Raw genomic sequence first — 22889 nt, forward strand, 5'->3', positions numbered from 1 at the left:
GGGGTTTACCAGGGACTGCCGATCGCGGTAAATCCGGACCAATAGTAGGGATGGGACAAGGGGTAAGATCCCTCGTCTGACAGTTCCGGTGGCAGATCGATCGCCCCTTGGGAGTGAATCAGGCGATCGGATTCAATTCTCACTTCCTGGCGTAGCATGGCAAGTTGTGCTTGCCTCAGGGCATCGGCTTTTAGGGGAACTAAGTTAAGATGATGGTATAATTCGGTCATGAGTCCCAAGGTTGCTTCATCGTTGACATACCACAGGGAGGCGATCGCCGTTTTTACGCCACTTTGAACCGCTAATCCGGCAAACCCTAATTCCGCCTCGCGATCGCCGAGGGCCGTTCGGCAAGCGGATAGCACTAACAACTCCACTTTCGGCATATCTAACTCTAATGTTGTCATTTCATCTAAATTCAGCCGACGGTCCCAGAGTTGAATATAAGAATTGGTGCGATCGCCCGTTTGAAATTCCGCATGAGTCGCCAGATGAATAATTTTAAAGTTATCTTCTTGATGAGATCTCACCAAATTTTCTAGGGTAAATTCTTCGTTTAAAAATGAGTGTTGGGACCCGGTTTGTTCCCCAATATGGGTCAACTCTAAGGGGACTGCCGGTAAAGGAGAATGTTGGGTAAATTTTGAGGCTCCCATTGCCAAAACTGGAGCGTTTTGAATGGGCATATAACTATGGGCAGTTAGGCTAAAACTGGGAATTAAACTCAAACTATATCGTTCAACTAAAAATTGCTCTCCATCAAACAATGCGGCAACGGGTAAACTGCGTAATCCCGGATCCAAAGAAAACATCAGGGTGTCAATTTCCAAGTTTTTTAATTCTTCAGCAACGGGTCCAATTATCCAATCATACAATTGTTTTCCCGATGCAAAATAGTTGTTCATATTTTTTCGCCTCGGGTCGGTAATTTCCCATCTAAATTCATTGACAACGGGAAATAAGACTTCCGGAGTCGCTTCAAAAATGGTCTTGTGAATGGGAGTACCAACCGGGGGGACTAAGATGATTTCTAAGCGATCGCCCCGGGAAATGACATAAAGAATGGCGGCCTGTTTTCCGGTTTGCGCCTTTAAGTTTTTCAAGGTTGCTTGGAAACTACCCAGGGTTAAATGTTGGGAGGGTAAATTGGCAGTAATACCAAGATAGTCTTGGAATTCTTGATTCCGAGACTCTTCGAGCGCCCAGATCAGTTCTTCGGGATTCTGGTTGGCAAAGGCCAGTTCTAGGCGCGAGATTATCTGTTCGGATTTTTCCCCCTCCAGGAAGGGTTGAGCAGGGGGATACGCCCCCATTACCCTTGAACTGATCGAGTGGTTTTCCTGTTGATGAGAAATCAAAAATAACTCCCTGAGATTAGCATTAGGAATGAGGTTTCCCACGGTAGATTTCATTTGTTTGAGGGATTCCAGCATTTTCTTCCCTTGGGCAATTTCGGTATCCGATAAGTTTGAATTTTCGCGGACTGCCCAGTGATACCAAATTGAACTATCAATGCTCAAAATTTCATTAAAAATCCATCCCGGATCGCCGAGGGGTTCTAAGGGTTGTCCACCGGAGTAGTTGAGGGGAGTGACAGAAACCCGATCGCCCGGTGTACCGGAAGTGAGGGGTTCGGATAAGGGGGCGATCTCCCCTTGTCCCGATTCGGACACAGTCTCCCCGGTGGGTTGGGATAAGGGTTCAGGCAAAGTCTCGGTGACTTCCGCTGGCAATTCCAATAATGGTAGGTTGTTGGTATCCGGTGCGATCGCAGGCAGTTCTCCCCCCGGATGGGCGACGACTTCCCCCTCACTTGGAGATATCCGGGGCAATTTTATGGACTCACCGAGTTCCGGAGTGACCCAAATGGGCGATCGCTCACTTTCAGGACCGATGACTTGATGCGGTCCCGGGTCTAGGGATTGCGCACTGGGCGGTAATTCCATCGGCGATATCGGGGCGATCGAGACCCGGGGAATATTTCCTGCTGGTTTTGGTGTAGGCAGGGGTCGGGATGCCTCCGGTGGTGATTGAATCGGGACCGGGGTAGAGGATGCTACCGGCGCTGGAGTTGGCGCGGGTGTGGGTGCAGAGGATTCTACCGGCGCTGGAGTTGGCGCGGGTGTGGGTGCAGAGGATTCTACCGGCGCTGGAGTTGGCGCGGGTGCTGGCAAAGAGGATTCTACCGGCGCTGGAGTTGGCGCGGGTGCTGGCAAAGAGGATTCTACCGGCGCGGGTGTCGGTTCTGGAGTGGGCGCGGGTGCTGGCAAAGAGGATTCTACCGGCGCGGGTGTCGGTTCTGGAACCGAGTAAATCCCGATATTACCTTGGGTAAAGGTATATAAAAACGAGTCATTCCTGATCTCACCGGTCCCCGTCGTCAAGGCCCCGGCAGTCCCATTGATGCTGGCATCTCCGACGATAAACGGAACAATCCCATCGCCGCCATGACGAATAATAATCGCACCGCTACCTGTACCCCCGATGGTGGAAATACTCGCCCCTTGTCCATTGGCAGCAGTAAATGTCCCCGTAGCGCGGAAATTGGTGCCGGTGGTGATATCAACGGTGCCGCCGATTGTGCCCCCTTGCGTATTAATCCAACTCACTTGAATATCTCCTTCCGGGTCGAGGGTGACATTCCCCCCGGCCCCTACTGTTCCTGTGGCGGCGATCGCCCCGGCAAAGATGGCGGTTTCAGCAAGGACTTGAATGCTGCCTCCATTCAATGCACCGGATGCGTTCAAGTCTCCCGAGGTAATGATTCCCGGTGCCAGAGTGCCATTGCTTCCGGTTAAGGCAATGTTCCCCCCATTTCCTGCTGTGGCGCGACTATTCACGGACCCAATTGTGATATTATTCCCGGTTTCAATGCTCACCACACCTCCGGCAGTAACCCCGGATGTGTTGATATTTCCCAGGACAATATTCCCGGTAGTGGTATTAACAGTGAGAGTTCCCCCCGTTCCCAGGTTGGCGCTACTATTGATATTTCCTGCGGTAATGCCGGTATTGGCACTCAGGACGATCGCCCCGCCATTGTCTGCCTGGGTCGTTAAGGGTCCGACAGCGACAGTTCCGGATGTACTCTCTAGGGTAATGTTGCCCGCCGTGAGATCCCGGGTGGTGATATTCCCCACAGCGGTGACTTGGGTATTGCCCTCGGTGGCGATCGGGCGGTTCAGATGAACGGTTCCCGTGGCATCAAGGGTCATCCCGCCCAATTCTACGGCGACTGGGGCATCTACCGTAATATCCCCGGCCTGAATTTCTAATCCTATCAAGGGAATTATATTCCCGATCGCCTTCATAATTTCTAGGTTACCTGTACCGCTATTTAAGGTCAACTCTTGGGAACCATTCACCGTTCCCCCAAGCTTAATCGGTCCATTTGCTGCGGAGGTATCCAGGGTAATATCTCGATTCAGTTGAATATTGCTGCTTTGAAGGGTAATCCCATTACTCTGGGTGGTAACAATATCCCCATCCAGAATTGTTTCAACTGCTGTGGCATTCAGTTCCGCTAAATTAGCAGTTTGTAAGCGAACTGTGCCATTTTCGGCCTTCAGGGTTAAGGCGCGATCGCCATGCAAGGTCCCGGCAAAAGTAATATCTCCCTGGCCCGTTTCCACTGCTGTATTATCCTCCAGGATAATGCTGTTGCCTTCAAAGGTAATTGAGGAATCATTTTCACCCCGAATTTCACCGGCGAGTTCTACGGTATTCCCTCGCAAAATCAGCGAATCTCTAAATTCTACCTTGGCCCGACCTGCTTCTAAGGTTGTAGTTCCGGTCCCGTCTGTCCGTCCGATGGTGATGGAATTAAACCCGGTTTGTAATAAATCCAGTTCCGTTGTACTCAGGGTTAATGCGGAATTATGGTCAATATTAATTCCCCCCAATTTGATATCTAAACTGGGAGTAAAAGGTTGTAAAACCAAATTCCCTTGACCCCGAATTGTCCCTCTAAAATTAATGTCATCAGCGGTTAATGTAATATCATTTAAAGAAGTAACTGCCCCGATGCTGGAATTAAAATTAATGCTGCTATTCCCGGCAGTTACGGTTAAATTTTGATTGCCGTTGACAGTCCCATCGAAGGTAATCTCTCCGTTCGTTGTTTCTACGGTGGCAGGATTGAGAAGTTGAATTTTTCTGGTGGTACTCAAGGTCACCGAAGCGTTATCCGTGCCTCGGACGGTATTATGCAGATTAATCATTCCCGTCTGCGATCGCACGGTCAGAGGGTCGCTGATTGCCACTTGATTCAAATCAATTGGTCCAGTCCCATCAGTCCGGCCAATGGTAATCGAATTAAATCCATTTTGAAATTGATTTAATTCAGTTAGAGTCAAGTCTAAAGCAGGGGTATTATTCTCTGCATACCCCGAGGCGATGGGTTGATTCGCGGTGAAGGGTTCTAAGGTGAGGTCACCTGTCCCGGAGACAGGACCGCCCAAGTCAATTTCCTCTCCTCGTAACCGGAGATTGCCCGTTAAGACTAAACTATCCCCGAAGTCCAGGAGAGTGGCGGTGGCATTTCCCGATAAGGTGGTGGGGGTATCGGTGGTTAAGCGAGTTAAGGGGGTGGTTTCTCCAATATTCCCCTCTAGGTTGATTGTACCCGTGGCGGTTTGCAGGGTTAAATTATACCCGCCATCAATCTCACCGATGATATCAATGATACCGCCTCCGGCATCAACGGTCGTATCTCTATCCAGGATAACGGTTCCCTCGATTTGAATGGCATTGCTATTGGTGATGATTTCATCTTCCGGGGTGATGATTCCTCCAGCAGTGAGGGCGATCGCACCTCCGGTCCCGGAACTGCCCAGTGCGGTGATATTTCCTGGGGTAATATCGTCCCCGGCGACAATTGTAATATCCCCGCCATCCCCAGCAGATGAGGCATTCAAGATTCCGGTGGTAATATGTTTCCCGGCATTGAGTCCAATTCCTCCCGGGGCGATGATATCCCCGGTGATAATATGGGTCCCGGCATCCAGGGCGATCGAGGCATTTCCCACAATCCCATCGGGGGCGGAAATTGAACCCGCACCCTGGGGCGTTCTAATCAGCAAGGGATCGTTAAAGGTGAGAGAATTGGTAACCGTGGCAATCCCGCTACTGTTATTCCGGCCAATCGTGAGGGAAGCAAACCCCGGTTGTAACCACCCCAAATCGGTATCCGTGAGTTGGAAAAGGTGGGGATTTCCTATACCCGGTCCCCCGATCGCCATGTCTTGGGTGGGGTTAAAGGGTTGTAAGGTGAGGTGAGTGGTTCCCGAAACGACATCGGTAAAATGAATCCGATTGGCCGTGAGTTCCACATCCCCGGTGACGGTAATCGGGGTATTATAGGTTTGAGTCTGGGTAGTGGTGATATTCTTGCCGATCGCCGTCTGACCAGCATTCACTGTTAAAGCAACTAAAGGTCTCTCTTCCCCCACCACAGAATTAATCGTAACGGTTCCCCCTTCCGTCTGGAGGAACAAACTCGCATCCCCATTCACAGACCCTTCTAGGTTAATCTCTCCCTGGTTCTGGTACTGTTCAATGGTCAAGTCCTGATTAACCTGCAAATCGCCTTCAATGTTAATCGGATTAATATATCCTTGAATCGACTGCACCGAGATAGTCCCCGTCGGCGCAAATAAATCGATACTGCCGCCACTGGTCCCATTCGTGGTAGACCGAGACCCGATGCTATCGGTCCTAATGTTCCCCTGAGTGGCCGTGATCCGAATGTTACCCCCATCCCCGGCACTATAGGACCGAGAATCGATATTTCCTGTCAAAATCGAACGGGTGGCACTCTCTAAGGTAACGGCCCCACCGGATGCGCCACTACTGCGAGTGCTGATATCCCCGGTTTGTATATCCGTTCCAGCAGCGATCGCAATGACACCCCCATCCCCTTTCACCAACCCATCCATATAGGCAGCGGTACTGAGAATCCCGGTTTCTACTTGTCCCAAAGGGGCAGATAGGGTAATATTCCCACCCCCTTGCTGAATCAAATCCCCCAGCAAATTATCATTCGCCTCAGCGATAATATTTCCCGTGACAATATCTCCCCCGGTAGCGGTGAGGGTGACACTCCCGGCATTTCGGGCCACCAGTCCCACTACGAGGATGTTCGTACTAATATCACTCACATCTACATTTCCCAGGGTAATATTCACCCCGGAAATGTCTAAACTCCGACCCTTAGCGATAATGGATTGAGTCGGGTCCATTCTAAAATCGCCACTGCCGTTATTATTGGCATCCGCAATAATGGTCAGTTGTAAGGGATTTTCCCCCACGAGGGTTCCTCCGGGATTGGCAAAGTTCAGAGAGACTCCCGGGGCGATGATAATATCGTTACTCGCCTCCAGACGGATATCTGCAACAATCCCCTCTAACGTTCCCGCACTAATTGTATAGGTTATGCCTGGATCATTTGTCCCTAAAATTGTGCTGTTAAACAGCAGTTTATTGTTGTGAGTCCCGCCATTCGCCACAATTTCGATATTTTCTGGGTCCAGCAGCAAGTTCCCCACAGTTCCCCGGACTGCACTCAAGTCCACATCGCCGCGAAACAGGAGGGTTTCTTTCCCAGACACTTCCACAAAACCCCCATCCGATGGGGTTTCCTGACTGCCTCGGGCGGTGATACTTCCAGCAAACTCGGTGGTATCATCGGCCCATAAAATCACCCTACCGCCATCCCCTGCATGAATCGCATCTGCCGCAATTTCTGACCCTTCACTCACCACCGTTTGGGTGGCATTGGGAATATTTCCTCGTCCCTGAAAGTCTCCGCCAATTCTAATTGTCCCGCCACCACTCCCCGAGGCATCCAGAGTTCCTTCAACTACCGCTACCCGGTTGCCGAGGAGGGCGATTTGTCCTCCGGTGGTTTCCTCTGCCGAGACATCCACAGTCCCGGAAGTCATGACATCTTCTGGTTGTGCAGCAACGGTGACTCCTGAACCCGTGAGGGCGATGGTACCATCTGCCTGAACCGCAACGCCGGTGGCATGGGTGAGACTCCCTCCGACGAGCAACTCGGGTAACGACAAGGGGGCGATCGCCTCCAATAGTTGCGTCTCCTGGGGTCTCACCTCTAAACTCAGCAGATGATTTTCTTGGGAAATTCTCACGACACTTTCACCGGGAACCGCTGCGATCGTAATCCTTCCACCGGGAGAGGCAACGGTTCCCGTATTCAAAATGCTTCCGCCTAACAAGGTTAAATGATTCCCCGGTTGCAGGACTAACTCCCCAAAATTGGCAATACTTCCTGGTTGTTCTAACCCAAACGCAAACTGAGATGGGGTTCCCACTAAACTTGCCCAGTAATTTTCCCCGATCGCATTAAACCACCCGTCACCCAACCCGATTGCTGTGGCAGTCGTTGCTAAAAAGTCTCCGGGAACGTTAAGTTGCGCGTTCGACCCGAAGACAATTCCTGCGGGATTCATTAAATAGAGATTAGACGGACCCCCAGTGATTTGAATTAATCCATTAATATAAGAGGCATCGCCTCCCGTGATTCGTCCCAAAATGTTAGCGATCGCCGGGTTGGACAGAAAATTCGCAATTTGTCCCGCCTCTAAATTGAAGCGGTCAAAACTGTGGAACAAATTGGCCCCATCTGCCGACTGCTGTCCCCCCTGAATATTAAATTGTGTTCCCTCCGTAGTAATTTGGGTCCCGGTCCCATCGGTTGCCGGATCAATACCTTGGGCCAACAAGGGATGTTGATGCGCCCCAATCACGGTGGCAACTAATCCAGTGATAATCCACTGAATCTGCTTGCCTGTAGATTGTTTGACTGGAGTCACCTCATCACCCATGATTCCCTTAACCTCCTAATCTGTGAAATTTTATCCCCTTAAGCACCCTTATTTTCCAAACTGATTAGCTGATTCTGGCAAACTTCACCCCATTTTTATCCGTTGCAGGGCGGTTTCTCTAGGCAGTGGAACTCAACAATAAGTTTATTTTGAGGTTTCTATTACTTTACTTGATTGTGTCCCCCTTTGACAACTTCAGTATTTCTACTCAATCCTTGTTTTAAATTCTGATAAAACGCATACTTAAAATTCCCTAAGTTAGGGACGGATTGACACAAATTCTTGAGAGGGAGAGATTCCCTGGGTTCAGGGGTCCGTTGCGTTAAAATTCCGCTTAACATTCTGCGGAAGTGGGTCCGGGGTGAGGCAGAGAGTTCAGGGACACCAAAAAACCCGGTTTCTCAGGGAAACCGGGTCAGAGTTAGATTAAACTAAGAGCCGATGAAGGATTAGGCCGGATTAGTTTGGGTAGATTTTTGTTTTTGCAACTTTCGGACAATCTCACCTTTTTCCAGGAGTCCGACTAACACGCCATTGTCATTAATCACAGGTAACTCAGAGAGTTCTCGGTCTTCGAGAATGGCGATCGCTTCAAGTAAGGTGACATTAGATTTGATGGTAGTCGTAGATTCCACAGTTTTCATCAAGTCTTTCACCTGGGTGTTCGGCCATTCCGAGGTAGAAATCAGTTTCAAATCATCCACGGCGATCGAACCGATTAAATATCCCGCCTCATCCGTGACTAAAAACTTGCGCCACTGGGTTTTGCTACCGATAATATACTCGTTGGCAAACTCACGCAAGGAGAGTTCCGCAGAGACAATCGGACTGTTGGGGTTAACCGCATCCGCAGCAGTATAGTGAGAAAGGGTATCTTGAATTGAGGCCGATTGTGCCGCAGTGCCAGCATTTTGAATCAGGAAGAACCCAATTAACAAGGTCCAGAAGCTGCCAATGTTGCTGATACCCAGGATGGACAACCCACCGAGAAGGACGGCAATCCAACCGAGTGCTTGTCCGACTCGTCCGGCAAAGATTACACCTTTATAGGGGTTGCCGGTAATTTTCCAGACGAGGGATTTGAGGATGTTCCCGCCATCGAGGGGTAAACCGGGAATGAGGTTAAATAGGGCTAACATTAAGTTGATCGAGGCCAACAGTCCCAGAATTGCAGCGACTGGGCCCGTGACTGGTGTTGTTAAGGCCACTGCATTAAAGAGTGCAAACAACAGTAAGCTCACTGCCGGACCTGCGATCGCCACCCAAAATGCCTCACCGGGGGTTTTGGACTCCCGTTCTAAACTCGCCAATCCCCCAAACAGGAACAAGGTGATAGATTTAACTTCAATTCCCTGACGAATGGCTACAAAGCTATGTCCCAGTTCATGGGCTAAGACTGAAGCAAACAGCAACAACGCCGCAACCAATCCTAATATCCAGGGGAAGATTAACCCCATTGCCGGAAATTGAGAGGCCAGGGCTCCGCCATAACTAAAAGTCACTAAAGCCAGCACTAAAAACCACGAAGGGTTTACATAAAAAGGAATTCCGAATAAGTTGCCGATGCGAATGTTGCCGTTCATATTGGCTCCGTCATTTATTAACAATTGAGATGCAGTGTTTTGCTTCTCATTACATCTACTGTAACAAAATGTAACGAATCGGTCAATCTAGCTTGAGTGGTAGTAACCGTCCCTAGGGGTTCGGCTTAGAGAAACCGGATTTTAAACTGAGTAAATATACGGATTTCCTGGAGGAACGGTCTGAAGCAGAAGGCGCAGAAGCCTTATAAATCAACCTGTGATGCCCGGAGGATTAACAATAGGCCGTGACATCTTCCCCACATTCGTCGGCGAGGAAACATAATGCCCGAAACCGCAGAAATACCAGTTGCTCATAAAAGGGATTGAGCTTACATAGCGGGGGAATATGAAATAAAGTCCGTCCAAATAGCTGGATATCCCGTTCAAATGGACATTGTGCCGGAATCAGCCTACACAACTGTTTCGCCTGTTCAGGATTTTTAATTTCAATGCCCTCGATCCAGTTGCGGATGGGGAACAGAACATCATCCATCCGAAATTTATAAAGAGTTTTCGACTCAGTTAATAAGCTTGAGAAAATAAACATCACGATTCTTCCTTGACCTAAATTCCTGAAGGTTGTTGTCTCTTATAGGTTCCATTATTACTCCGGCATTCCGGCTTTGTCCCATTCCCAAAGTAGTAAAATCCCCCCTCGTAAGATAGAGTTTTCGGGTCTAATTATATGAACAAAGGGAGATTCAAGAGCCTGTCGGTGCATTCGAGGCCACAGGAAAACGCCAGAACCCTGTCTAGGTGCAGGATTTACTCTCTCTATCTCGGGGAAGAGAGGTAAATCCGATGAAAATGCTGGCTTCCGGAGTAAATCACCTGGGTATAGTGGTTCGGTGGATTCATAAGGTACAGATATTGAGAGGAGTGCGTTGCATCTTGCTCGCACTCCTCTAAATGTACCTCATAACGGTCGGAAACGCCTACAATTACAGGAGGTTTCTGGGAACAAAGATTTTATTAAACCTATAACTTGTGCAAATCTTGTGGTTGTGGGGGTTTTGTGGGAACGCGCGTTTTATCAACCCTATAACTTTTGCAAATCTTCTTGTAGGCAGGTTTTGTGGGAACGCGCGTTTTATCAACCCTATAACTTTTGCAAATCTTCTTGTAAAGCCCGGTAGCGTTGATACTGCTGCCGGAGGTCGTAGAGATAATCATCCCACTGGAAGGGAGAATTCAGAATGGATAGATAAACCTCTCGGATCAGCTTCACATACTTGGTCGCAGTTTGATAGTTGGGGCGGGTTTTCTTTTGAATATAGTGATGTGCCAGTTGGTTATACAGGCGGATCGCCGCTTCTGGATGAGAGGATTTCACCTTAGCGGCGACTGCCTGTTTGACGGGGATCGGACAACCTGGTTCCTCGGCCAAGGAAATGGCCGCATCCCAATTTTTCTGCTTTAAGTATATTTTCCAGAGAACTTCAGCATCATCTCGGGCGAACAAATGCATCTGGCGTTGGCAGTCTTCCCAACAATTTAACTCGATTGCCACTGACTTCATTTTGTCATATAATTCTATGCAAAGACCATCAATCCGCAGCCACAGCCGAAACATTCGATACAGATTCGGGCGATCGCCTTGCTCATAATAATACTGGGTCAAGTCCGTTAATAGCTGATTAGTATAGGGGCAATCCTCAGCATATAAATCAGCCCAGTCCTCTAGGTTATCTCCCATTGTGGGTGTATGTTCAGTAATCCACCGTTCTAAAATCGCAATCGACTTCGGGATATCTCTCTGCATATCCCGCCAATAATTCGCCAGGATTAAATATTCTTCAATACTGTCCAGATTTTCTTCATATAATCGGATAAAGTTCTGCTCATCTCCCAATCGGCGATAGGCATCCATCACCCACTCCCGGCTATTCCGTTCCAAACCAATGGTTTCTAAGGTGGCGATCGCATAGCGTAACTCCTCCTCCGTGGAACATAGAGTAGCCATCGCGTCCTTCAGCGCCAAATCCAGTTCCTCGTTCTGAAACATCGGCCAATCGAACACCGCAATCACAGAATTCAGATAAACCTCTTTCTGCGGCATCTCCAGATCTAACGCCATCACGCGATCGGCAAATAACTCCAACCCTTGAGCAATCTCACTCTCCGCAAAAACCTTCCCCGTCTGACTAAACAGTAAGTTTCCAGAAGTCACCACATACCACAGCACATCAATCTGTTCTGCCAAAGTCAGATGATGCAACTGTTCAAACACCTCAGTTAAATGAGAAAATTCATATTCCCCCCCGTCAAAAAAGCTATAATTCTCATTCAAAAAAACCTCCAGTTCCTCTTCCTCCGCTTGGACCCCCTCAAAAAACTCCTGAATCTCCTTCTTCAACTCCGCCACCGTCTTCTTCTTGGAGTTAGGAAAAGGAATCACATTGTTTTTTTGTCCAACCCCTGGCTGAGGCAGCACCTTCAATCCTTGTGGACCTTGTGCCAGGATTTGAAGCACCTCCTGCTCACTCAATTGTCCAGTTAATAAGCGCCGCAAAATATCCTCAATCATCGGAGTAATCTCCTGAGCCAAACTCATCGGGGCTTCATACTCATACTCCTCCTCATCCTCTGGATTGCCCAACATTGCATACAGCAACACCGCCACAATATGCTCACAAACCTCTCCCCGATAAGCACAGGTACAATCTGTCGTGAGCTTGCTCTTACCTGTGCGAATTTCTACAGAATATTGGCCGGTTTCTCCCTCAACCTTAGCCTTAATCCCCTTTCCTGACATAAAAAACTGCTCGACTGTCCCCTGATCATAACAGTCTTGACCTTGTTCAAAAATAGCCGGACTATCGGCAAATTCTCTAATTTCTTCTAGGGTTAGATCGGTTAAATTCATAAATAGCTACCTCCAGTATTTGCTGTTTCACCCCATGCACTCATCCGATCGTACCTTAGAAACTCCCAAGGCGATCGCCAGCCTCCAGAAAAGGCCCCGGAATAACCATTCCAGTAGTAGGGTGTTCCGGATCACCCTGATGAGGTATCAGCAGAAACGAATGCGCTTAACCGTAACAACCGATTGTGATTTTCCCCTACAACGCCTTAAATTCATCCTGCAACGCCCGATAATTGCGATAAGTCTGCCGGAGCTTATCAATATAACCCTGCCACCCGGAGGCATCTTTTATGATATCCAGATAAATCGATTTAAGCGTCTGTGCGTACCTTGCAGCAATCTGGTAATCCGATCGCGTCTTGCCATTGATATACTTGATCACCACCCTCTCATAAATGGCGATCGCTGCTTGAGGCCGATGTTCTTTGACACCCTCAGCAATTTTCAGGTTCGTGGACTGTCCACAAGGAGAATTTTCCGATAGAGCGATCGCCTTGTCCCACTCTTGCTCATATAAATAAATTTCCGCTAACGACGCCAGATTAGTTGCCGCACGTTCTAGCAACTCCGGCTGTGCCAGGGACCACCGCTTTAACCCCGTAGCCACTTCCTTAATCTGCTGATACAAATCAAGAGAATAGCCATTTTCCTCCAACCTCAGCATCAAGAGCCGATAAAGGTTCTCCGAGTCCCCTTTTTCTTGATAAAAATCACTTAATTCAGACAAAATAAGCTGGTGATGGTTGCGGTCTGTATAATAATCTTGCAGGCTTCCATAATCATCCCGATCAAGTTTGTCCAGGTTGTAAAGAGAAACCCATCGTTCTAACGTTTTCCTATATTTTTCCAGCTTCCCTTGTTCCTGCCAATAACTGGCTAACTCCAAATACTGATAGGGCCGGATTAAATTTGACTCACGCCACCATAAATAATTTTCCTCATCCCCTAACCTGCGGTAACAGTCCGCAATCCAATCTACAGCATCCTCATCAGGGCTAGATTCTAGCTGCTTAATCAGATAGTGATAATCTTCCACCGTCGTGCAAAGGATATCCAACGTATCTTTAACCACCCCATCCAGTTCAGCGCTCTGGAACATCTCCCAATCGAGCAGAGCCACCACCGAATTAATATAAATCTGCTTCTGGGTTCCACTCTCTTCTAAAGCCAACACCACCTGAGCAAATCGCTCTAATGCTTTAGGAATTTCCTCCTCTCCAATTAAATATTCTTCCTCTAAAAAGTAGTGATTGGCCCAAGTCCCTACTGACCAAAACACATCAAGCTGGTCTCGTAAATCAAGGGTTTCTGCTAACTCGAAAACCTCATCTAAGTCTAATTCATCCTCCTCATCATCTTCTTCATAATAGTCATCATAATAATAGTCATCATAATCTTCGTCTTCCTCCTCCATCAACTTCTCATAAGTCTCCTCAAAAAAGTTCTTAATCTCTGTTTTGAGTTCTTTCACCGTTACCTGAGTGGTTGATGTCTTTTCGCTAATCTCCGACGGCAGGTTAACTTGAGACAGGAGCAAATGACGCACCTCGGGAAACTCCTCCACAAATTGCAACACCATCTTCACTAATTCATCAACCCCCATCCCTCGCAATGCCACTTCCAAAGCATCGGGCGTGTTTGCCGGGGATGAGATGGAGGCGATCGCCTCCATCTCATCCTCATCAGCCCCCAACGGATCATCCGGGTCACCGTAAAGCGCATACAACAACACCGCCACCTTATGCTCACAAACCCCATCCTCATAAGCACAAGTACAATGGGTCGTGAGAGTCCCCCCACCCGGACGAACTTCTACACTGTAATTCCCTTGTCTAGTCTGGACCTTCGCCGTAATCCCTTTTCCAGACATATAAAACTGATCCACCGACTTCCTGTTATAGCACAACTGACCTTTCTCAAAAATAGTCGGATTATCGGCCAATTCTTGAATATCTTCGACGGTCAACTGGGTTAAATTCATAAGAACCTGCTGTGTTTTCAGGGAATGGACAATTCAGATATTACCTGAAAAAAACCCCAATGCGATCGCCCAATTAACCTCCCCAGAAAGCAGTGATTCTTTTTCCGGTCCCCTCCCCTTGGCAAGGGGAGGGCTAGGGTGGGGTTCTTCTTAGGCGATTCCCTACGGGATAGCTGCATTCCCAGACCCGAATCCGAGAGATTCGGTTTATCATAGAGGCATCATTGTTCCAGAACTGACACCCATGCCGGGATACCCGAACGGATGGGGCGATAGAAACAGCGCCTCTCCTGGACGGGCTAAAGATAAAATGAGTATAATTTGTATTGCACTGATGGAGAGTAATGCGATGACATCCACCCAACCGCAAGCGATCGCCTCTCGGTTGAATCCCCCTCACTCCTTACCCCCCTTAGAAAACGGCGATCGCTTAATTCGTCCCGAATTCGAGCGCCGCTATCACGCCATGCCGGATATCAAAAAAGCTGAACTCATCGAAGGAGTCGTTTATATGGCATCCCCCTTACGCTTTCGGTCCCATGCCAAACCTCATGGATATCTGATTACTGTATTAGGGTTGTATGAATCTGCCACCCCTCAAGTGGAAATGGGAATTGAACCCACCGTGCGCCTAGATGTAGACAACGAACCCCAACCCGATGGCGTCTTATTAATCAGTCCCGAAAACGGGGGACAATCCACCCTTGATGAACAGGGATATATCCAAGGCGCACCGGAACTCGTCGCCGAAATTGCCGCCAGTAGTGCCACCATTGACCTCGGAGATAAAAAACGAGCCTATCGCCGCAATGGAGTTAAAGAATATATCATTTGGCAAGTATTTGATGAAAAAATTGATTGGTTTCGGTTAGAAGAGGGGGATTATGTATCCGTAACGCCTGATGAGCAAGGAATCATTCGCTCACAAGTCTTCCCCGGATTGTGGCTAGATATTCCCAATCTGCTGCAAGGGAATATGCAGCAAGTTTTGACCGTTTTGCAACAAGGAATCAGTTCCCCGGAACATCAAGGGTTTGTGCAACCACTAGGAGAAGATTCGGCGGAATCCTCTCCTGATGCTTGATGCGGGGATGAAGATTGGAGGGCGATCGCCTCTATTCCCCATTGTCCGATTCCTGTTGTTTCTGCGCTACCTTTTGGGCGATCGGCACCGTATGGGGAACTCGTTGCTCAACCCGCGCTGGCTGCACCGGCATCTCCTTGTCATAGAGAATACGGCAGAAGGCTAGGACCCAGGTGAGCACAACTCCTGCACCCGGATGAATTAACCCCACCGCCTTTGCCGTTGCTTCACCGATAATAAACAGATGGCGCTTAGAAAGGGGAACTCGTTGCTCAACCCGATCCTGCTGCACCAGTATCTCTTTGTCATAGAGAATACGGCAGAATGCTAGGACCCAGGTGAGAACAACTTCTGCACCCGGATGAATTAACCCCACAGCCTTTGCCGTTGCTTTGGCAATAATTAACACATTGCGTTTAGAAATTCGCATTACCTTATTTTCCAATTCGATAATGCAGTTGTAAAATTTCGGGTATTCCCGAAAGCAAGGAAGCGCCGAAAGCACTATACTATAAACATTCGGGTAGATTCAGGGAGGGGTTTCGGTATCGGGTTCCCGAAACTTTCCCGAAACTTTTGCTCAACTTTGATGCCACTTGCCATGTCCAAGTTCAGTTATGGTTTGGAAAAAACGCAACCTCGGGTACAGCAACTGCTAGAGCTTTTGATCGACTGTGCCAACGACGACTTAGACGAAACCCTCACCACCGTGAACCTTGATGCCAGGTGGGAAGACGGGGAGGAACTGCATTTAGCAGTAGAAACCACCCTGGAAGATTTGCGCGTCCTGATTTATGGCAAGGGGAAAGTATCTAAAAAGGTAAAAAAGAACAAGCGCAAGGAAATCGGGGCATCCTTGACCAACTATTTGGGCGAATTTCTGGAAATTTGGTGCGATCGCCGCGTCAAAAAGAGGGGTTCCCCGCGATGGATTTTTAGCCTTAAACTCTGGAGTAAGGATAAGGACGAGAACCTGCGACAGTTTCAGCAGCTATGGCGTACCCGACAACCGGGAAACTCCTCCACAGAAGGCGCACCCTCAGTCACAAATGAAATTAGCGGTTCCCCTCCACCACCCCCAAGCAAGGGGATCCAAACCGTGGGACTGGAAACCATCGCTGAAATCCCTGTCTGGGTGGGGCGCGATGCGCTGTTACAGGAGTTAAAAACCAAATTACTCGCTCCCGAAGCTCCCCCGAAAGTGCTGACGATTATCGGACAAGGGGGCATCGGCAAAACCAGTTTAGCGGTGAAACTCCTGGAAACCTTGGGAGTGCAGGTGCAACCGCCTACCCTCACCGAAACCTGTCCCTACCAGAAAGCATTGTATTTAAAAACCTACCAAGGGACCAGTTTTGATGCCGTGGCAGAGTTTCTCCTGCGGGGATTAGACATGGAAACCCCGGAACCCCTGAAAACCGCAGCGGAAAAAATCACCAAAATTCTGGACGGGTTGACAAAACAGCGCAGCGTCGTCGTGCTGGATAACCTGGAGGATATTTTACACCCCGCTCACCATCCCGACTGCGGGAAAGCGCTGTCACCTGAATGGGGCCAGTTGCTTCATGCCTTTGCTTACGGCAATCATTGCTCGACAGTGATTCTCACCAGTCGGGAATTCCCTGTTGATTTGACTGATCGCCGCTGCGAAGGTACGGAGCCCGACCCCGATTTGGTGTTTGTGTACTCGCTGGAAGGGATTGAGATTGACGCCGGGGTAGAACTGTTGAGGCAGCGTCAGCTAAAAGATAAGGAAGAAGATTTGCGGTGGGTATCCCAGCGAGTCGAGGGCCATGTCTTTTTGCTGACTCAATTAGCAGCAGTTGCCAGAGGTAAACCGGGGTATCTGCGGAAACATCCGGAACTGGTCACTAAAAAAGCAGAACCCATCCTGCAAGTCCAACTAGAAAGACAAAGTGAGGCAGGTTTAGCCGTATTGCGGCGAATGTGCGTGTTGCGCGTGGCAGCAGATCTGCGAGGATTGACATTTTTGCGCTTGTATGAAGATGAATGGGAAACCGATAACCGTTTAACCAGTGCTGCGTCATCTAATCAACCGATTCAGTTTACAGATGAAGAAATTAGCGAAACCGAGTTGATAGTCAAGGGGTTAGTAGATAGCAGTCTGGTCCAGATGCGTTATGACGAGCAAAAGTGTGAGCTATTTTATGACTTGCATCAAGTGATTGCAGATTTTATGGGGCGTGAATCCGACGGACTGCCTCAAATATTTCACCGAGTAAAGTCGTTATTTTGCTCTACCGCCAGCCTTGAAAATTTTGATGATTTACAACAGCAGGGTAGTACAAAGGGAAAGGGGGATTTAGTTTCTTTTGTATTTCACCTTGGAGATGAAAGCAAGATGTATAACTTGATAACGATTGCATTTAAAAATGCTAACCCCTCGCAGCGTGAGGAATTTGTAAAAAATGTTTTATTACAATTATCAAATGAAAATAAAGATATTTATGAAGCAGCATTAATGTTTTTTGTGGGTATCTATTTGGATATGGAAAATTGTAATGAAGTAGAAGAATTACTTCTGGAAAACTTAAAAATTTCCCGAACAAAAAATAAAATAGAAAGCATTGCTTTTGCACTTAGAGGTTTGGGAGATATCCAGCGAAATCGGGGCAACTGGGATGAGGCGGAGCGTCTGTATCAGCAATCTTTGGATTTGAGAACCGAATTGGGCGATCGCTCCGGGATGGCAGCAACTTGGGAAAGTTTGGGATATATCGAGCAATGTCGCGGCAACTGGGATGAGGCGGAGCTTCTGTATCGGCAATCTTTGGAAGTGATGACCGAATTGGGCGATCGCTCCGGCATAGCAGAGGTTTGGGGAGTCTTGGGAGATATCGAGCGAAAACGCGGCAACTGGGATGAGGCGGAGCGTCTGTTTCGGCAATGCTTAGAAATTGAAACCGAATTGGGCGATAGAGAAGGCATAGCCACCTCTTGGGGAAGTTTGGGAGAAAACGAACTGGGTAAAGGCAATCTTGATGCAGCGGAACAATATTTAACCGAAGCATTACAACAGATGAAAGAATTAGGAATGACTTGGCATATTGCTGAAACGAATTTTCGCCTCGCGCAACTCTGGCGCAAGCGGGGGAATGAAGGAATTGCCCAACAGCATTACCAGGAAGCCCATCAAATCTATCAACAATTAGGTGCAATGAAGGAGTTAGAACGGATTGAACGGGAGTGGAATCAGGAAGTTTAGGGTTGTAGTAAAATAGGGGTGAGCGCCGGATAGGATTACAGGAGAATTTAACAGATGAACGAACAAGCGTCAAAATCCATCTCGGAAATCTTTGAGGAGAGAACCCTCATCGATCGCGCTTTAAAAGTTGCCGCCAATCGTGCCTTTTTGCGTCACAAACAATAGGGACATCCGATTATAGTCTGGCAGGATGGAAAAATTGTTGAAATTCCACCGGAAGAGATTCAGGTAGATGAAGAATATTTGTAACCCCATTGGTCCCACCCGGAGTTATCGATAGGGGGCAATTTCAAGGGTGAGAAACCGGCTTTCTTAATCAGATGTTGGCAAGTGGCAGGAGATGCGGTGAGAAACCCGGTTTCTGGTCTAGTTTTAAGGGTTATAAACTGGGTGTTCTCGTGAGGAAAAAAAGGGTAAATTTGCTAAACTGAAACCATGAACCTATAAAAAGGCAGTTTGAGCAACAGCCTAACACATAATTTGAGGTCAAGCAATGAAAGCAGTTGAAGTCATGGGCAAAGTCGATGATAAGGGCCAACTTTTGTTAGATGAACCTTTAGACATTAAATCCGAGAGCCGAGTCAAAGTGATTCTCTTGATATCCGATGAAGATGACTTGGATCCGGATGATACTCCCGGGGAGGAAATTAAAGCTAGTTTAATCCGAGCCTTGCAAGATGCTAAAGCCGGAAGAAGAATTCCCTTAGAACAAATGTGGGAGGGAATTGATGCCGAATAATCCTGAAGTCGTCAATATTGATTTAACGCCTGAATATCGCAATAACCTCAAAAAACTAGCGAAGAAATATCGCAATATTCGTTCTGATACTCAGGTAGTCATTGAGGCATTACAACAAGGCTATCGATTAGGCGATCGGCTTTCTGGTTTTGGATCTAACCTTTATGTTTACAAGGTTAGAGCCAAAAATAGTAATATCCAGAAAGGAAAAAGTGGCGGCTATCGCATTATTTATTTGCTCGAATCAGAAACCAGTATTTTGTTGTTGACGATTTATAGCAAATCTGAGCAAGAAGATATGACAACGGAGCAAATTCAAACGATTTTAGAGGAGCTGTATGAATCAGAATGAATAGGGAGCATCTGAATCACGAACAGTTCTCCCCCCTCCCCGATGTCTTGGGGAGGGGGCCGGGGGGGTCTTTCTCGTGACGCGGCTGAAGCCCCCTCACGAGGAAAAACATCATCCCATTTGCCACAAAAAAGCAGCCTCGGAAAAGGCTGCTTTTTCTCACTTAAGGCTTTACTCCACTGTCACTGACTTGGCTAAATTACGCGGTTGATCCACGTCTAAACCGCGTCGCGCTGCAATGTGATAGGCGAGTAACTGTAACGGGATGACGGCTAAAATCGGTGAGAGTAACTCATCTACAACGGGCACTTGTAAGACATTGTTAAAAATCTCCGCTGCATCAAACCCATTTTGCGGGGTGACCCCAATCAGTCGGGCATCCCGCGCTTTTGCTTCTTGGGCGTTGGAAATCACTTTCTCGTACACGGTTCCCGGCATGGCGATCGCCACTACCGGGACTTTCGCATCCAACAGGGCGATCGGTCCATGTTTCATCTCCCCTGCTGGATATCCTTCCGCATGGATATAGCTGATTTCCTTCAGTTTCAACGCCCCCTCTAAGGCGATCGGGAAATTAATCCCCCGTCCTAAGAAGATAAAATCCTGAGTCTCGGCAAATTCATGGGCCAACTCCTCAATACTACCCTCTTGAGAACTCAGCACCTGTTCGATTTGTGCCGGAAGTTGGCGCAACCCCTGGATAATCTCCTCGATTCGCGCTTCCGGGAGGGTTTTGCGTTGATAGGCCAAGTCTAAGGCTAAACTATAAAATGCCATCAACTGAGCGACAAACGTCTTCGTTGCCGCCACCCCGATTTCAATTCCAGCATGGGTATTAATAATGTCCGGGACGAGATTCCCCAAGGAAGACTCAGGACGATTCGTAATCCCCAACAGGCGCGCTTTATAAGCAGCAGACAGTCCCGTTCGGCGCTGGTTTTCCATGGCTAGGGCCGCCAGAGTATCCGCCGTTTCCCCGGACTGACTGATGCCGACTGCCAGGGTATAGGGTCGCAATGGTGCCGGTGCGTAGCGATATTCTGAGGCATAGTTGACCGAGGTGGGAATTCCCGCCAACTGTTCTAGGAGGTATTTCCCGACTAACCCGGCGTGCCAACTGGTGCCACAGGCGAGGATTTCAATCTGTTGCAAATCCTGGTACAGTTCCGGATTAATCCCCAAATTGATTGGCGCAACTTGATTATCCCCCGGTTGCCACTCCCGGTTAAAATAGGCTTCCAAACAGGTGCGGACTACTGCCGGTTGTTCGTAGATCTCCTTATGCATGAAGTGGCGGAATCCTTGTTTTTCCACCAAGACTGGGTTGAGGTTGAGGAGGCGGGGGGTTTTTTTGAGCCGATCGCCTGCAAAGTTATAAACCTCGACCCCTAACGGCGTCAACCGGGCCATTTCTTCATTTTCCAAGGACAAAACCGCCCGGGTATAGGGCACGATCGCCGGAGTATCCGAGGCACAGAAAAATTCCCCCTGGCCAAATCCCACCACTAAAGGGGCCTGCTGTCGGGCGACAATCAGTTCATCGGGGTAGTCCGCACAAATCACGGCGATCGCAAATGCCCCCTCTAACTTATTCACCGCCTTGCGTACCGCCTCGAAAAACTGGGAGATTAACGGCATAAACCCCGGTGCATCCACCATCGGTTCCGCCATCAACTCGGCAATTAAATGGGGGATGACCTCTGTATCCGTATCGGACCGAAATTCATGACCTCTACCCTTGAGTTCCTCGCGCAACTCCCGATAATTTTCAATAATCCCATTTTGAACCACCGCAACTTTTCCGTGGTTGTCTGTATGGGGATGGGCGTTGTATTCCTCCGGTTTACCGTGAGTCGCCCAACGGGTATGTCCGATACCGATTTGAGCGGGATTGTCAATGCCTTGGATTTTTTCTCGCAGGTTGTGGAGTTTGCCTTTTGCCCGGACACAATTGAGTTTACCGTCCCAAATCGTGGCCACCCCTGCTGAATCGTAACCGCGATATTCTAGTTTTTCCAATCCGGCGAGTAAAACTTCGTTCGCCGCTTGAGTGCCAATATAGCCAACAATTCCGCACATTTATCCGTTAACTCCTCTCGATACGGTGCAATGGATAGAATTTTAGTTTTTCCGTGCTGTTTCTGCTATAATTGCATCCCTTTATAGTTTCCTAACGTCTCAAGTGGCGATCGCCCGGTATGAGCAGAAATCGACAGCGCGATCGTGGATGCAAATAACCCCTACAGCAAGTTGATAGTCTCTTCCCCTGCCTAGTCTCTGATTCCGGAAATGAGTTCCCCAGGGCCGAAGACCCTCACGCGAAAAAAGAGGGGCGCAAGGCTCCCTCTTTCTATTCAAATTCTAAATGTTTTAAAAGCACTGTTGAATCAAAAGTGCCTTCAAATCATCCAACTCTAGTAAGCCAGACCCATACTGCGAGTCGTTTCAGCGCCGAGATAAACTCGGATGCTCAAAAAGTCGGTCGGACAGGCAGTTTCACAACGCTTGCAACCTACACAGTCTTCAGTCCGGGGAGAAGAGGCAATCTGGCCAGCTTTACAGCCATCCCAGGGCACCATCTCCAGAACGTCTAAGGGACAAGCCCGAACGCATTGTGTACAACCGATGCAGGTGTCATAGATTTTTACAGCATGAGACATGGATAATAAGCTCCCAACGTGTTCTCAACAAATTTTTGGATCTGGTAATAGCCGCTTTAACCGCTAGAGTAAGCGTTAAAGCTGTCGAAATCTTGGCTTAGTTTATCGTAGTCCTACCTACTCCTCTCAGAAAAGGAGCGAGAACTTAAAAGATCGTAATATATTGCCCGGTCCTTTTACTAGAGGGGTGCGGTGGCGATCGGGCTTAACTCGTTTGTAGCAAGCCTCTGTTCATTCTTTTGTAATAAATCTTTACCAATTCCAAGGGACTCCCCGTTAAGGACCCTCAATCAAGTCCCCCGTTCGTAGTAACGACTTCAGTCGTTCCGGATGTTTGTAGTAACGACTTCAGTCGTTCTCTTCTGTTCGTAGTAACGACTTCAGTCGTTCTCTTAGTTTGTAGTAACGACTTCAGTCGTTCTCTTGGTTAAGAACGCATGGAGGAAGGGTGACCCTGTTTAAACTCAAAACGGGTATAACGACTGAAGTCGTTACTACGAACTAAGAGAACGACTGAAGTCGTTACTACGAACTAAGAGAACGACTGAAGTCGT

The 22889-nt window shown here is 48.3% G+C and carries 12 protein-coding genes; 4 read left to right on the plus strand and 8 right to left on the minus strand.

The window, feature by feature from the left end; all coding sequences use genetic code 11:
• Positions 1–5 precede the first annotated feature (5 nt).
• The 5 genes from NG795_RS22695 to NG795_RS22715 form a co-directional block, all read right to left on the minus strand.
• Positions 6–7844 carry a CHAT domain-containing protein gene (locus NG795_RS22695; protein WP_367290908.1) on the minus strand — a complete coding sequence of 2613 codons (7839 nt, stop codon included), beginning with the start codon at positions 7842–7844 and terminating at the stop codon, positions 6–8.
• A 449-nt stretch (positions 7845–8293) separates the two neighbouring features.
• Positions 8294–9427: a site-2 protease family protein gene (locus tag NG795_RS22700; RefSeq protein WP_367290909.1), complete on the minus strand. Its 1134-nt coding sequence runs from the start codon at positions 9425–9427 to the stop codon at positions 8294–8296.
• A 232-nt stretch (positions 9428–9659) separates the two neighbouring features.
• Positions 9660–9974, minus strand: coding sequence for a Mo-dependent nitrogenase C-terminal domain-containing protein (locus NG795_RS22705; protein WP_367290910.1), 315 nt, complete (start codon positions 9972–9974; stop codon positions 9660–9662).
• Positions 9975–10526: 552 nt separating this feature from the next.
• On the minus strand, positions 10527–12293 hold the full coding sequence (locus NG795_RS22710; protein WP_367290911.1) for an SWIM zinc finger family protein: 1767 nt from the start codon (positions 12291–12293) through the stop codon (positions 10527–10529).
• Positions 12294–12489: 196 nt separating this feature from the next.
• Positions 12490–14274 (minus strand): hypothetical protein, encoded by a 1785-nt coding sequence (locus tag NG795_RS22715; RefSeq protein WP_367290912.1) that lies wholly within the window; start codon positions 14272–14274, stop codon positions 12490–12492.
• Between the two features lie 349 nt (positions 14275–14623).
• On the opposite strand from NG795_RS22715, the gene NG795_RS22720 reads away from it, so the two are divergent.
• On the plus strand, positions 14624–15358 hold the full coding sequence (locus NG795_RS22720) for a Uma2 family endonuclease (RefSeq protein ID WP_367290921.1): 735 nt from the start codon (positions 14624–14626) through the stop codon (positions 15356–15358).
• 31 nt (positions 15359–15389) lie between these two features.
• On the opposite strand, the gene NG795_RS22725 is transcribed toward NG795_RS22720, so the two are convergent.
• On the minus strand, positions 15390–15788 hold the full coding sequence (locus tag NG795_RS22725) for a hypothetical protein (protein ID WP_367290913.1): 399 nt from the start codon (positions 15786–15788) through the stop codon (positions 15390–15392).
• Between the two features lie 171 nt (positions 15789–15959).
• On the opposite strand from NG795_RS22725, the gene NG795_RS22730 reads away from it, so the two are divergent.
• The 3 genes from NG795_RS22730 to NG795_RS22740 all read left to right on the plus strand — a co-directional run bounded on the left by NG795_RS22730 (position 15960) and on the right by NG795_RS22740 (position 19675).
• Positions 15960–18584, plus strand: a complete 2625-nt coding sequence (locus tag NG795_RS22730; RefSeq protein ID WP_367290914.1) for a tetratricopeptide repeat protein — start codon at positions 15960–15962, stop codon at positions 18582–18584.
• A 493-nt stretch (positions 18585–19077) separates the two neighbouring features.
• Positions 19078–19323, plus strand: a complete 246-nt coding sequence (locus NG795_RS22735; RefSeq protein ID WP_367290915.1) for a type II toxin-antitoxin system RelN family antitoxin — start codon at positions 19078–19080, stop codon at positions 19321–19323.
• Entirely contained in the window at positions 19313–19675 is a 363-nt protein-coding gene (locus NG795_RS22740) for a type II toxin-antitoxin system RelE/ParE family toxin (protein ID WP_367290916.1), read from the plus strand. The genes NG795_RS22735 and NG795_RS22740 overlap by 11 nt, the downstream gene beginning before the upstream one ends.
• Positions 19676–19846: 171 nt before the next feature.
• Here the strand turns inward: NG795_RS22740 and glmS are convergent, their stop codons facing one another.
• The gene (gene glmS, locus NG795_RS22745; RefSeq protein ID WP_367290917.1) at positions 19847–21754 is read right to left on the minus strand and encodes a glutamine--fructose-6-phosphate transaminase (isomerizing); all 1908 of its coding nucleotides are present in this window, start codon (positions 21752–21754) and stop codon (positions 19847–19849) included.
• A gap of 335 nt (positions 21755–22089) precedes the next feature.
• Positions 22090–22335, minus strand: coding sequence for a photosystem I iron-sulfur center protein PsaC (gene psaC / locus NG795_RS22750; protein WP_007355303.1), 246 nt, complete (start codon positions 22333–22335; stop codon positions 22090–22092).
• Between the last annotated feature and the right edge of the window lie 554 nt (positions 22336–22889).

It is taken from the genome of Laspinema palackyanum D2c, assembly GCF_025370875.1.
GTDB classification, from domain to species: Bacteria; Cyanobacteriota; Cyanobacteriia; order Cyanobacteriales; family Laspinemataceae; genus Laspinema; species Laspinema palackyanum.